Below are 12882 nucleotides of genomic sequence, written 5' to 3' on the forward strand. Positions count from 1 at the left end.
TCGCAAGGAGTCCACGTCAGTGATACCGAGATGGCGTGCGCCCTCAAGGCGCCGAACCTCCCGTGCCGGACGGGTCGCCGCGGTCACCGCCACCGCGCTGGCCGCAGCACTCGTCCAGCCTCTCGCCGCCGGAGCGGCCACCCCGCCGGCGCCTCCGTCCGACGCGAAGCTCGCCGCCGAGCCCGCCCGTCACGACGCCACCCGTGAGCAGTTCTACTTCGTCCTGCCGGACCGTTTCGCCAATGGCGACCCGCGCAACGACAAGGGCGGCCTGACCGGCTCCCGCCTCGCCACCGGCTACGACCCCACCGACAAGGGCTTCTACCAGGGCGGCGACCTCAAGGGCCTGACCAAGAGGCTCGACTACATCAAGGGCCTCGGCACCACCGCCCTGTGGATGGCCCCGATCTTCAAGAACCAGCCGGTGCAGGGCACGGGGGCGAACGCGTCGGCCGGTTACCACGGTTACTGGATCACCGACTTCACCCAGGTCGACCCGCACTTCGGCACCAACAAGGACCTCGAGACCCTCATCGACAAGGCCCACGCCAAGGGCATGAAGGTCTTCTTCGACGTCATCACCAACCACACGGCCGATGTCGTCGACTATGAGGAGAAGTCGTACGACTACCTCTCCAAGGGCGCCTTCCCGTACTTGACCAAGGACGGCAAGCCCTTCGACGACACCGACTACGCGGACGGCAAGAAGAAGTTCCCGCCGGTCGACGCCGGTTCCTTCCCCAGGACGCCGACCGTCCCGGCCGCCAAGAAGAACGTCAAGGTCCCGTCGTGGCTCAACGACCCGACGATGTACCACAACCGCGGCGACTCCACCTTCGCCGGTGAGAGCTCCGAGCACGGCGACTTCGGCGGCCTCGACGACCTGTGGACCGAGCGGCCCGAGGTCGTCCGGGGCATGGAGAGGATCTACCAGCGCTGGGTGCGGGACTTCGACGTCGACGGCTTCCGGATCGACACCGTGAAGCACGTCAACATGGAGTTCTGGACGCAGTGGGCCACCGCCCTCGACGCCTACGCGGCACGGCAGGGGCGCGACGACTTCTTCATGTTCGGCGAGGTGTACTCGGCCGACACCGCCGTCACCTCCCCGTACGTCACCCAGGGGCGGCTCGACGCCACGCTGGACTTCCCCTTCCAGGAGGCGGCCCGCCAGTACGCCTCCCAGGGCGGCAGCGCGCAGCAGCTCGCGGGCGTCTTCGGCGACGACTACCTGTACACGACCGGCAAGGCCAACGCGTACGAGCAGGTCACCTTCCTCGGCAACCACGACATGGGCCGGATCGGGACCTTCCTCAAGCAGGACGACCCCAAGGCCACCGACGACCGGATCCTCGCCAAGGACCGGCTCGCCAACGAGCTGATGTTCCTCAGCCGAGGCAACCCCGTCGTCTACTACGGCGACGAGCAGGGCTTCACGGGCGCGGGCGGCGACAAGGACGCCCGGCAGAGCATGTTCGCCTCGCGCACCGCCGACTACCTCGACGACGACCGGATCGGCACCGACCGCACCCACGCCGAGGACGCCTACGACACGAAGGCACCGCTCTACCGCCAGATCAGCGCTCTCGCCAAGCTCCGCAAGGCCCATCCCGCTCTCGCCGACGGCGTCCAGCAGGAGCGGTACGCGGCCGACGGCCCGGGGGTGTACGCCTTCTCCCGCACGGACGCGAAGCGGGGCACCGAGTACGTCGTCGCCTTCAACAACGCGGCCGAGAAGAAGACCGCGACCTTCGCCACCGGCTCGCCGGGCATGGCCTTCAAGGGCGTCTACGGCACGGAAGCCGCCCTGAAGAGCGACGGCGACAAGAAGCTCACCGTCACCGTCCCGGCCGGCTCGGCGATCGTCCTCAAGGCGGCCGGCAAGCTCGCCGAGCCGGTCACGAAGCCGACGATCACCCTGAAGGCCCCGGCCGCGGGCGCCACGGGCACCGTGGAACTGTCCGCCGACGTCGACGGGGGACAGCTGAACCGGGTCGTCTTCGCGGCGCAGACCGGCAACGGCACATGGCGGACCCTCGGCTCCGCCGACCACGCCCCCTACAAGGTCACCCACACGATCGCCGAGGACGTACCGCCCGGCACGGCCCTGCGCTACAAGGCCGTCGTGGTCGACTCGGGCGGGCGTACCGCGAGCGCCCTGGCATCCTCCACCACCGGCACCCCGCCCGTCGAGGAGCCGCCCGGCGCCTCCTCCCGCGACTACGCGATCGTCCACTACAAGCGCGCCGACGGGAACTACGCCGACTGGGGCCTGTACGCCTGGGGCGACCTCGCCGACGGCGAGGCCACGCCCTGGCCCGAGAGCCACCCCTTCACCGGCCGGGACGCCTACGGAGCCTTCGCCTACGTCAAGCTCAAGCCCGGCGCCTCGAACGTCAACTTCCTGGTCATCGACAAGGACGGCGACAAGGACGTCTCCGCCGACCGCGCGATCGACGTCACCAAGACCGGCGAGGTCTGGATCGAGCAGGGCAAGGAGACCGTCCGCACGGAGAAGCCGGCCGCCGACTACCCGGCCCCGGACAAGACCAAGGCCGTCCTGCACTACCACCGGGCCGACGGGAAGTACGACGGCTGGGGCCTGCACGTCTGGACCGGCGCCGCGAACCCCACCGACTGGTCGAACCCCCTCAAGCCGGTCAAGACTGATACCTATGGTGCGGTCTTCGAGGTACCGCTCACCGACGGTGCCACCAGCCTCAGCTACATCCTCCACAAGGGCGACGAGAAGGACCTGCCGTCCGACCAGTCGCTCGACCTCAAGGCGAACGGCCACGAGGTGTGGCTGTTGAGCGGCCAGGAGAAGTACCTGCTTCCGCAGCCGGTGGGCGCCGCCGCCGCGCTCGACCTGACCACGTCCAAGGCGGTCTGGATCGACCGGAACACCCTCGCCTGGAACGGCTCCGACGCGGCCGCCTCCACCCAGCTGCTCTACGCCCGCGACGGCTCGATCGCGGTGAAGGAGGGTGCCCTCACCGGTGACGCCAAGCGGCTGCGCCTGGCGAAGACCGAGCTCACCGACGCCCAGAAGGCCAGGTTCCCGCACCTGAAGGCGTACGACGCCTGGACCGTCGACCCGCGCGACCGCGACCGGGTGCGCGAGGCCCTGCGCGGCCAGGTCGTCGCCACGCAGCACGCCGCGAACGGCGCCGTGCTCGCGGCGACCGGCGTCCAGCTCGCCGGTGTCCTCGACGACCTCTACGACGCCACGAAGGCCGACCTGGGCCCGACGTTCTCCCACGGCCGCCCCACGCTGTCCGTCTGGGCGCCGACCGCACAGCGGGTGTCCCTGGAGATCGGCGACTCCACCGTCCCGATGCGGCGCGACGCCACCACCGGCGTCTGGTCCGCCACCGGCCCGAAGTCCTGGAAGGGCAAGCCCTACCGGTACGTCGTGAAGGTCTGGGCCCCCAGCGTCCGCGAGGTCGTCACCAACAAGGTCACCGACCCCTACTCCCTGGCCCTCACCGCCGACTCGGAGCGCAGCCTCGTCGTCGACCTGGGCGACGGATCGCTCGCCCCGCGTGGCTGGAAGTCCCTGAAGAAGCCCGAGGCCGTACCGCTGAGGGACGCCCAGATCCAGGAGCTGCACATCCGGGACTTCTCCGTCGAGGACCGCACGGCGAAGCACCCCGGCAGCTACCTCGCCTTCACCGACCAGGACAGCGACGGCCCGAAGCATCTGCGCGAGCTGGCGAAGGCGGGCACCTCGTACGTGCATCTGCTGCCCGCCTTCGACATCGCCACCATCCCGGAGAAGAAGGCCGACCAGGCGGGCGTCGACTGCGACCTCGCCTCCTACCCGGCCGACTCCGACAAGCAGCAGGAGTGCGTCGGGAAGATCGCCGCGAAGGACGCCTACAACTGGGGCTACGACCCGTACCACTACACGGTCCCCGAGGGCTCCTACGCCACCGACCCGGACGGCACGGCCCGCACGGTCCAGTTCCGCGAGATGGTGAAGGCGCTGAACGAGGACGGACTGCGGGTCGTCATGGACGTCGTCTACAACCACACCGCGGCGAGCGGCCAGGAGCGGACGAGCGTCCTCGACCGGATCGTGCCCGGCTACTACCAGCGGCTCCTCGCCGACGGCTCGGTCGCGAACAGCACCTGCTGCGCCAACACGGCCACCGAGAACGCCATGATGGGCAAGCTCGTCGTCGACTCGATCGTCACCTGGGCCAAGCAGTACAAGGTCGACGGCTTCCGCTTCGACCTGATGGGCCACCACCCGAAGGCCAACATCCTCGCGGTCCGGGGGGCCCTCGACGCGCTCACCCTCGCCAAGGACGGCGTCGACGGCAAGAAGATCATCCTCTACGGCGAGGGCTGGAACTTCGGCGAGATCGCCGACGACGCCCGGTTCGAGCAGGCCACGCAGAAGAACATGGCCGGAACCGGCATCGCCACCTTCTCCGACCGCGCCCGTGACGCCGTACGCGGCGGCGGCCCCTTCGACGAGGATCCCGGCGTGCAGGGCTTCGCGTCCGGCCTGTACACCGACCCCAACTCCTCGCAGCACAACGGCACCCCGGCCGAGCAGAAGGCCCGTCTGCTGCACTACCAGGACCTCATCAAGGTCGGCCTCTCCGGCAACCTCGCCGGCTACCGGTTCACCGACACCGACGGCAAGGAGGTCACCGGCGCCGACGTCGACTACAACGGCCAACCCGCCGGATACGCCGCCGCCCCCGGAGACGCCCTCGCCTACGCCGACGCGCACGACAACGAGTCGCTCTTCGACGCCCTCGCCTTCAAACTGCCCGCGACGACGAGCGCGTCCGACCGGGCCCGGATGCAGGTCCTCGCCATGGCGACGGCCACCCTCTCCCAGGGCCCGGCCCTCTCCCAGGCGGGCACCGACCTGCTGCGCTCCAAGTCCCTGGACCGCAACTCCTACGACAGCGGCGACTGGTTCAACGCCGTCCACTGGAACTGCGCCGACGGCAACGGCTTCGGCCGCGGCCTGCCCATGGCGGCCGACAACAAGGACAAGTGGCCCTACGGCAAGCCCCTGTTGAGCTCGGTCAAGGTCGGCTGCGAGCAGATCGAGGGCACCTCGGCCGCGTACCGGGACCTGCTGAGGATCCGTTCCACGGAGCCGGCGTTCTCCCTTGCCACGGCCGGCCAGGTGCAGTCGAAGCTCTCCTTCCCGCTGTCCGGCAAGGAGGAGACGCCCGGCGTGATCACCATGCGGCTCGGTGATCTCGTCGTCGTCTTCAACGCCACACCCGAGCGGCGGGAACAGCGGGTCACCGCGCTCGCCGGAACCGGCTACCGGCTGCACCCGGTGCAGGCGGCGGGGGCGGACCCTACCGTCAAGTCGTCCGCCTACGCGGCTGAATCGGGCACGTTCGCCGTTCCGGGGCGCACGGTCGCCGTCTTCACCCGGGCCGCCGAGTAGCGCACTACGTTGGGCGGTGCGGGCCGCGACCGGCGGCCCGCCCCACCCAGGTACGGCCCGAGGTGCTCCTCGAGATGGACGGCAACGGCACACAGCACACCCCCGGCACCACCGTGCTGGTCGTGGACGACGTCGCGGCCAGCCGGTACGCCATGGGCGCGGTGCTCAGCCGGGCCGGCCACCGGGTCGTGCCCGTCGCCAGCGGCGGCGAGGCACTCGTCGAACTCGACGTCCGGCTGCGCGACGGCACCCTGCCCGACGTGGCCCTCGTCGACGTGGGTCTGCCGGACATGAGCGGCTTCGAAGTGTGCCGCAGGCTGCGGGCCCGGCCGCCCATGGCCGCGCTGCCCGTCGTGCACTTCTCCGCCGCCCGGACCGCGCCCGGGGACCGGTGCCGGGGACTGGACGCGGGCGGCGACGCCTATCTGACCGTGCCCGCCGAACCGCAGGAGATCCAGGCCGTCGTCCGGGCCGCCGTGCGCGGAGCGCGCCGCAGCACGGGCGCCGAGACGGTCGTCCACCGGCTGACCCTGCTGTCAGAGGCCGTCATCACGGTCCAGACGGCGCGCTGCCCCCGGGAACTCGCCACCGCGGCCGCCGACGGCACCGCACGCCTCACCGGCTCGCCCGCCGTGGTGTTCGTGATCGCCCCCGACGGCGAGCCCTACCAGGGCACGGCCCGCAGCCGCCCCGCACCGACGGACAGCGGCGCGCACCAGGCGGCGGCCCGCCTGGCCGCCCGGCTCGCGGAGGGCCGCACGGGCGTGCACAGCGCCGTCGTCCCCGCACCGCTGTGGCCGGCCGGGATCTTCCGGCCGGGCGTCGAGGAGGACGCCCTGCTGACCGTGGCGACCGCGCAGGACGGCCGTACGGCCGTGTGCCTGGCCACGCCCGTACGGCGTACGGCGATCAACGGCCCGGCGGACGACGGGCTGCTCGCCCGGCTCGCCCAGGCCGCCGCGCTCGCCGCCGAACCGCTGCTGCTGTACCAGGTGGAGCGGCATGTCGCCCTCACCCTTCAGCACAGCTTCCTGCCCCGGCCGCACAAGCTGCCCCACCTGCCCGGCGTCGACATCGAGGTCCGCTATGTGCCCGCCTCCCGGCAGACCGAGATCGGCGGGGACTTCTACGCCGCCCTGCGCACCGGCGACGGGGTGCTCACCGCGGTCGGCGACGTCGTCGGGCACTCGCTGGACGCCGCCACCGTCATGGTCGAGATACGGCACGCGCTGCGCGCCTACTGCGTCGACGAGAGCGACCCGGTCGTGCTGGCCGGGCGGCTCGACCGGATGCTCCAGCGCTACCACCCCGACCTCACGGCCACCGTGTGCCTCGCCCTGGTCGACCCCGGCAGCGGCCGGGTGCGGATCGCCAACGCCGGTCACATCCCGCCGCTGATCCTGCGCGACGGGGGCGGCGCACAGTACGTCGACGCCTCCGGTCCGCTGCTCGGCCTGGGCCTGGAACGCCCCCCGCCGACCGAGCACCACCTGACCCCCGAAGACCGTCTCCTCATGGTCACCGACGGCCTCATCGAAACCCGCGGCATCCCCCTGGACACCTCCCTGGAACAACTCCGCACAGCCGCCGCCGACGCCCCCACCGGCCTGGACACCCTCTGCGACGTGCTCCTGGGCTGCTTCGGCCACGACCGGGAGGACGACATCGCCCTGCTGGCCCTCCGGTTAGGGTGACCTCGTTGCCCGCCCAGACCAGGAGTCACCGATGCCGCAGATCACCGTCGACTATTCCGCCGACCTCGCGGACGGCTTCGACCGGACCGGATTCGCCAAGGCGCTGCACGAGGCGACCGTCGACATCGCGGCCGCCAAGCCGACGGCGTGCAAGAGCCGGTTCCGCCCCACCGAGGACATCGTGGTCGGGCCCGACACCGAGGGGCACGCCCATGTGCACGTCCACATCGCGCTGCTCGCCGGCCGCACCGAGGGCACCAAGGCCCGGCTCACCGAAGCCGCGCTGGAGTTGCTGCGCACCCATCTGAAGACCGCCGACGGAATCGTGCTGCACGCCTCCGCCGAGGTGCGCGACCTGGACGCCTCCTACCGGAAGTTCGAGGGCTGAGCGGACTCAGGTCGCCAGCGTCAGAAGCCGGCCGGCCAGATCGGCGAACGGGCCGTCGGCCGGCTCCTCCTTGAAGATACGGCGCAGCAGGCCGCCCATCTCCTCGTCGTAGGCGGCGCTCACGGAGGCCAGCGCGGCGAAGTCGTGCACGAGCTGGCTCTCCAGCTCCTCCCGCGGGATGCGCCGGCCGTCCAGCCAGATCAACGCCGTCGACTCGGCGAGCGAGATCCAGGACCGGACGACCAGTTCCAGCCGCGCGGGCGGATCGGTCACGCCCAGGTGCGAAAGGATCTGGACATACGCGGCCTGCCGTACGGAGTCGACGAGCGCGTTGGTCGTCGAGGAGCCGACCGCGGGTCCACCCCGCATGAGGGCGGAGAAACCCGGCCCGTGCTCGTCCACGAAGTCGAAGTAGCGGCCCATCACGCGATGCAGCCGCGCCCCCAGCGGACCCTCGTGCGGCTCCACGAAACGGGCCGCGAGTTCGTCCGCCGCCCGCTGCAACGCGGCCTCGTACAGGCTGAGTTTGCCGGGAAAGTAGTGATAGACCAACGGCCGCGAAATGCCCGCGGCCGACGCTATCTCGTCGATGGAGACCTCGTCGGGCGAGCGGCGGCTGAACAGTTCGAGGGCGACGCCGATCAACTGCTGCCGCCGCTCCTCGACTCCCAATCTGCGGCGAACCCCGGTAGTCATACGAACACCTTACCGATCGATTCCAGCCTCGAACGGACCGGATCGATCGCCGATGTTCCGCCGGGCGCACCGCGCGGTCACGACAAAGGCCCGGTCAGCGCAGCCCGCCCAGCGAACGCCCGTCCCGCAGCGTCCCCTTGAGCTCCGCCCGCGCCCCCTGCTCGCCCCGCACGGTCAGCAGACTGCCCCGGGCCGATCCGCTGATCCCGCCCGTCGCCCGGATCGACTCGATCCGGCGGCTGCCCGCGGCCAGCAGATACCAGGTGCCCGCCTCCGACTTCCACAGCACCCCGGCCAGCACATGCGGATCACGCGCCCCGCACGCCGGGACGTTCTCGGCCTTCGCCGCCACCGCCCCGTACCGCCCGCCCGGCGTGTGGAACTGCGCCAGCACCCGCGCCCCGCCGCCCCGCCAGGTCTCGGCCCGCGTGCACACCCACGCCGCCGACCCGCTCGCATCGGGCAGCGGCTGCTCGTTGAACGCCCAGGCGTTGACGCTCCGCACACCCGCCGAGCGCACCGAGCCCAGCGAGCAGGCGTACGGCTGCCAGGTGCGCAGCGCCTCCGCGCCGGACGCCTCTCCCGGTGAGCCGGGCCGGCCGCTGGTGAGCCGGGCCGGGACCAGCTCGCCGAGGTCGCTCAGCAGCCGGGTCCGCTCGCCGTCGGCCAGTTGCAGCACGTTCCACGACGTGCACGGACCGGACCTGAGGGCCGGGCTGGCCAGCGGCGCGGTCACCCCGTCGGTGAGGGCGAGGTCCATCGCCCCGGAGCCCGGCTTCAGCAGATCCCGCTCGCCCGCCTTCGACACCCAGGGGGCCGTCAGATAGCGGACGTTGCCGTCGGTCCGGCCCAGGACCACCGCGCCCGCCTCGGCCCGGCCGGCGCCGTCGACCCGGGCGAAGTCGAGGGCGGCGCCCTGCGTGCCGTCCTTCGGCTCGGCGTACCGGGCGATGCGCAGACCGTCGTAGAGGATCACCACACGGGCGGCGTCGACCGTCCCCGCGTACAGCAACTGGGGCGGTCCGGCCGGGCCGCCGGAGAGGGTGCCGGGCGTCGCCGACACCTGGACCGCCTCGCCGGGGCGGGCCCAGACGGCCAGGGCGCGGCGCAGCAGGGCCGAGTCGCCGGTGAGGTCGCCGCGGGCCGGCCACACCGAGAAGTCGGTGCGCGCCGAGCTCTGCCACGCGGCGGCGGGGACCCGGGTCAGCTTCGCCGGGTCGAGGGCGGCCTGGGCGGCGGGGTTGCGCGCATACGGGGGCGCGGCGGCGCCGTCGGGACCCCAGCCCTCGCCGGGCAGACCGAGCAGCGCCCCGCACACCAGCAGCGCCGCCCCGGCCGCCAGCGCGGCCTTCAGATGCTGGCGGCGCCGCATCAGGTCGGTGGGGCGGGCCTGGAGCGAGCAGGGGTCGAACTCGGGGGAGTCGAGCAGCCCGAACTGCGCGGGGACCCCGCCGGCCTCCAGCAGCGCGCCGTCCGCGTCGGCGACTCCCGCCGCCGTGAGCACCTCGCGCGTCTCGTCGTCCGCGAGCCGCTCCAAGCCGCGCAGCGCGTAGGCGGCCCGGGCCGGACCCGACAGGGTGGACAGCCGCTGGTCCAGGGCGAGTTCGTCGGCGCCGCCGGAGCGCGGGAACAGCTTCAGGCCCCACACCTGGGGCAGCAGCGGCGGCAGCTGGGAGCGCTTGGGCCAGGCCCGGCGCCGCAGCGGCAGCCCCGCCTCCAGCGCCGTGCGCAGCACCTGGAGGCGGACCAGGGCGTAGCCCGGATCGCCGTCACGGCCGGTCGACTGGGCCGGGATGACCGGTGCCGGAGTGCGGTTGCGGGGCAGGGCGCGCTGGGTGAGGGCGTGCGCGGTCACCACGCGCCTGCTGCGGCCCAGGCCCGGCGGCAGCACCAGATAGGCGAGCCGCACGAGCCGCGGATAGTGCTCGACGAGCGCGGCCTCGGCCTGCTCGACGTCGACGACCGGGCCGGCGGGGGAGGAGGGTGCGGGGCGCTGGGCGACATCCTGTGACTGCACGTTCAGCAGAACGAGCGAATGGTCGGATGGTCACCTGACCGCGCAGCGTCACCCCCGCGGCTGCTCCTGCTCCACGAGCAGCCGGGCGTAGTTCGCCATCGACCGCTGGTAGCGGGGCAGGTGCGGGGCCAGGGCGCCGAGCGCCAGCGACAGCGCCTCGCGGTCCCGCCCCAGGCTGGACAGGCACAGGGCGAGGCAGGCGCGCACCGGGTCGTCGAGTTCGTCGGACGGGGCGAGAAGCTCGGGCGTCAGCAGCGCCACGCCCTCCTGAGCCCGGCCGACGTTCCGCAGCGAGCTGGCGAGCTGGATCTTCGTCCGGCGGGCCTTGTAGGGACTGACGTCGGAGAGTCCGCGCCGCAGCGCCTCCTGGTACAGGGGCACCGCCAGGTCCGAGCGGCCCGTGGAGTCCCAGGCGCAGGCCTGCTCGAACGGCCCGAGCGGGCTGCCCTCCGGCAGCTCGGCGACGAGGGCGTCGACCTCGGCACGGAAGCGCGCCTCGTCCGCTTCGTCCTCGGCGTAGTCGTCGAAGCGGGCCCACAGTGCGGCGGTGCGATCTTCCCAGTCCTGGTTCACCGTGCCACCCTCGCACAGGCGTGCCTACGGAGGCAGCGGAATTTGAGCGCTACGGGCTCCGCAGCCGTATCGAAGGCGAGAGCCCTTGCCGGGGCTCCGTGCGGCATGCGTCCGGACCGTGCCGTGACAAGGACCGGAGGAACAGATGAGGGTGACCCGACCGATGCTCGCGCTGAGCGGCGCGGTGGCGATACTGGCGCTGGCAGGCTGTGGATCCGGCGGCAAGGACGAGGCGGCCGTGCCGAAGGAAGTGACCGGCAGCCTGGAGCACATCGCGGCCGAGGCCAAGTGCAAGCCGAACATGCAGACCGACGCCGACACGATCCGCCAGGCCCTCTGCAAGAAGGGCAAGGAGAAGTACGTCCTCGCGACCTTCTCCACCGACCGCGGCCAGCGCGAGTGGCTGAACGGCGCGAAGGACTACGGCGGCTACTACCTCGTCGGCCGCAAGTGGGTCGCCGTGGGGGAGCAGAAGACGGTCACGGCGCTGCAGAGCAGCCTCGGCGGGACCATGGAGGAAGGCTCCGAGCACATGAACCCCGGCGGCAGCCACAACAAGGGCGGTCACGGCAGTGGCGGTCACAGCGGCTGAACCTGGGGCACGCGCGGGCGTAGGCTCTCACGGATGCGGATAGGCGAGCTGTCCAAGCGCACGAACGTGAGTCCGCGCTCACTGCGGTACTACGAAGAGCAGGGCCTGCTGACCAGCTCACGCTCCGGCGCGGGGCAGCGTCACTATTCCGATGCCGCGGTCCAGCGCGTGTCGCTCATCCGGCAGTTGTTCGACGCGGGCATGTCCAGCCGGGTGATCGCGACCGTGCTGCCGTGTGTGGACGTCCCGGACGACCTGGGCGTCGCCGAGGAGACGTTCACGGCGATGATGCGCGAGCGCGACCGGATCGACGCCGACATCGCGCACCTGATCGAGACCCGGGCTGCGCTCGACGTGCTGATCAGCGCCAACAGCCGGCACCGGGCGGAGCTGTCCACGGCCCCGGAACCGGTGGCGCGGTCGGCCTGATGCTGTGATCTGCGCCTCAGCCGGTTGCCCCTCACATCGATGTCAGAGGTGAGGATGGCGACAACGCCCGGAATCACCGGGCCGGTCGCACGGGAGGCGGCGGAAGATGGGGCAGGCGTGGGGTTTCGGCAGGTACGGCGGGCCCGAGGTACAGGAGTTCTTCGATCGTCCCGATCCCGTGCCCGGTCGCGGCGAGGTGCTGATCCGGGTCGACGTCGCCGGCGTGAATCCCCTCGACCACATGGTGCGCTCAGGTCTGCTCGACGGGTTCGACGGCGGGCGTCCGTTTCCCCGCGTGCTGGGCATGGAGGCAGCCGGAACCGTGCTCGCCCGCGGCGAGGACGTCGACGGGCTCGAGGTGGGTGACGCGGTCTTCGGCTTCGCACTCACCGGTGGCGGCACCTACGCCGAGACCACGGTGCTGTCCGCGCCGAACACCGCACGCATCCCTGAGGGTCTGTCCGCGACCGTGGCGGCGACGCTGCCGGTGGCCGGGACGACCGCGGTGGACGTGCTCGACCAGCTCGGCCTCCCGGCCGGTGCCACGGTCCTGGTCAACGGGGTCGGAGGCGGCGTCGGCCTCGCCGTCGCCCGGCTGGCCGTCGGGCGCGAACTGCGCGTTCTCGGCATCGGGAGCACCGCCAAACGCGAGCACGCCGAGGCCATCGGGGTGCGGTTCGTCGACTACACCGCCGAGGACGTCGCCGCCGCGGCACGCGAGCTGGTTCCGGACGGCTTCGACGGGATCGTCGACCTGGTCGGAGGCGCCTCGCTGCGGACGGTCGCTCCGCTGGCCCGGGATCCCCGCGACGTCATCGCCGTGGGTGACATGTCCGTGCCCGATCTCGGTGGGCGTTTCGTCGAGCGCCGCGTCGACCGCGAGAATCTGGAGCGGTCCGCCCGGCTGGCCCTCGACGGAGTCCTCGCACCCGTGATCACCGCGGTCCATCCGCTCTCCGACGCCCCGGCCGCCCTCGCCGTCGTCGAGAACGGGCACACCTCGGGCAAGGTCGTCATCAAGGTGGCATGAGGACATCTGGCACAGCTTCTGAGCGTGGATAAGCC

General features: G+C 71.9%; 9 protein-coding genes. 6 read left to right on the forward strand and 3 right to left on the reverse strand.

Annotation, left to right across the window (positions count from 1 at the left end; genetic code table 11):
* The first annotated feature begins 19 nt into the window (after positions 1–19).
* The 3 genes from pulA (at position 20) to KJK29_RS27710 (ending at position 7510) form a co-directional block, all read left to right on the forward strand.
* Positions 20–5428: a pullulanase-type alpha-1,6-glucosidase gene (gene pulA / locus KJK29_RS27700; protein ID WP_215121893.1), complete on the forward strand. Its 5409-nt coding sequence runs from the start codon at positions 20–22 to the stop codon at positions 5426–5428.
* Between the two features lie 74 nt (positions 5429–5502).
* A complete protein-coding gene (locus KJK29_RS27705) occupies positions 5503–7122 on the forward strand; it encodes a fused response regulator/phosphatase (protein WP_215124490.1) in 1620 nt (539 codons plus the stop codon).
* A gap of 31 nt (positions 7123–7153) precedes the next feature.
* The gene (locus KJK29_RS27710) at positions 7154–7510 is read left to right on the forward strand and encodes a 5-carboxymethyl-2-hydroxymuconate Delta-isomerase (RefSeq protein ID WP_215121894.1); all 357 of its coding nucleotides are present in this window, start codon (positions 7154–7156) and stop codon (positions 7508–7510) included.
* A 6-nt stretch (positions 7511–7516) separates the two neighbouring features.
* Here KJK29_RS27710 and KJK29_RS27715 read toward each other — a convergent pair whose 3' ends face one another.
* From KJK29_RS27715 to KJK29_RS27725, 3 genes are all read right to left on the reverse strand, one after another.
* The gene (locus KJK29_RS27715) at positions 7517–8206 is read right to left on the reverse strand and encodes a TetR/AcrR family transcriptional regulator (RefSeq protein WP_215121895.1); all 690 of its coding nucleotides are present in this window, start codon (positions 8204–8206) and stop codon (positions 7517–7519) included.
* Positions 8207–8300: 94 nt separating this feature from the next.
* The gene (locus KJK29_RS27720) at positions 8301–10223 is read right to left on the reverse strand and encodes a hypothetical protein (protein WP_215121896.1); all 1923 of its coding nucleotides are present in this window, start codon (positions 10221–10223) and stop codon (positions 8301–8303) included.
* A gap of 48 nt (positions 10224–10271) precedes the next feature.
* The gene (locus KJK29_RS27725; protein ID WP_215121897.1) at positions 10272–10796 is read right to left on the reverse strand and encodes a tetratricopeptide repeat protein; all 525 of its coding nucleotides are present in this window, start codon (positions 10794–10796) and stop codon (positions 10272–10274) included.
* 145 nt (positions 10797–10941) lie between these two features.
* Here KJK29_RS27725 and KJK29_RS27730 point away from each other — a divergent pair, with 145 nt between their 5' ends.
* From KJK29_RS27730 to KJK29_RS27740, 3 genes are all read left to right on the forward strand, one after another.
* Positions 10942–11388 (forward strand): hypothetical protein, encoded by a 447-nt coding sequence (locus tag KJK29_RS27730; protein ID WP_215121898.1) that lies wholly within the window; start codon positions 10942–10944, stop codon positions 11386–11388.
* A gap of 33 nt (positions 11389–11421) precedes the next feature.
* Positions 11422–11817, forward strand: coding sequence for a MerR family transcriptional regulator (locus KJK29_RS27735; RefSeq protein ID WP_215121899.1), 396 nt, complete (start codon positions 11422–11424; stop codon positions 11815–11817).
* Positions 11818–11923: 106 nt separating this feature from the next.
* Positions 11924–12847: an NADP-dependent oxidoreductase gene (locus KJK29_RS27740; RefSeq protein WP_215121900.1), complete on the forward strand. Its 924-nt coding sequence runs from the start codon at positions 11924–11926 to the stop codon at positions 12845–12847.
* The last annotated feature ends 35 nt before the right edge of the window (positions 12848–12882 follow it).

Source organism: Streptomyces koelreuteriae (assembly GCF_018604545.1).
In the GTDB taxonomy this organism is placed as follows: domain Bacteria; phylum Actinomycetota; class Actinomycetes; order Streptomycetales; family Streptomycetaceae; genus Streptomyces; species Streptomyces koelreuteriae.

Excerpts from the sequence above, each read along its gene's own strand:
- KJK29_RS27705 (WP_215124490.1), top strand. The coding sequence starts at position 5,503 with ATGGACGGCAACGGCACACAGCACACCCCCGGCACCACCGTGCTGGTC.
- KJK29_RS27710 (WP_215121894.1), top strand. The coding sequence starts at position 7,154 with ATGCCGCAGATCACCGTCGACTATTCCGCCGACCTCGCGGACGGCTTC.
- KJK29_RS27715 (WP_215121895.1), bottom strand. The coding sequence starts at position 8,206 with ATGACTACCGGGGTTCGCCGCAGATTGGGAGTCGAGGAGCGGCGGCAG.
- KJK29_RS27730 (WP_215121898.1), top strand. The coding sequence starts at position 10,942 with ATGAGGGTGACCCGACCGATGCTCGCGCTGAGCGGCGCGGTGGCGATA.
- KJK29_RS27735 (WP_215121899.1), top strand. The coding sequence starts at position 11,422 with ATGCGGATAGGCGAGCTGTCCAAGCGCACGAACGTGAGTCCGCGCTCA.
- KJK29_RS27740 (WP_215121900.1), top strand. The coding sequence starts at position 11,924 with ATGGGGCAGGCGTGGGGTTTCGGCAGGTACGGCGGGCCCGAGGTACAG.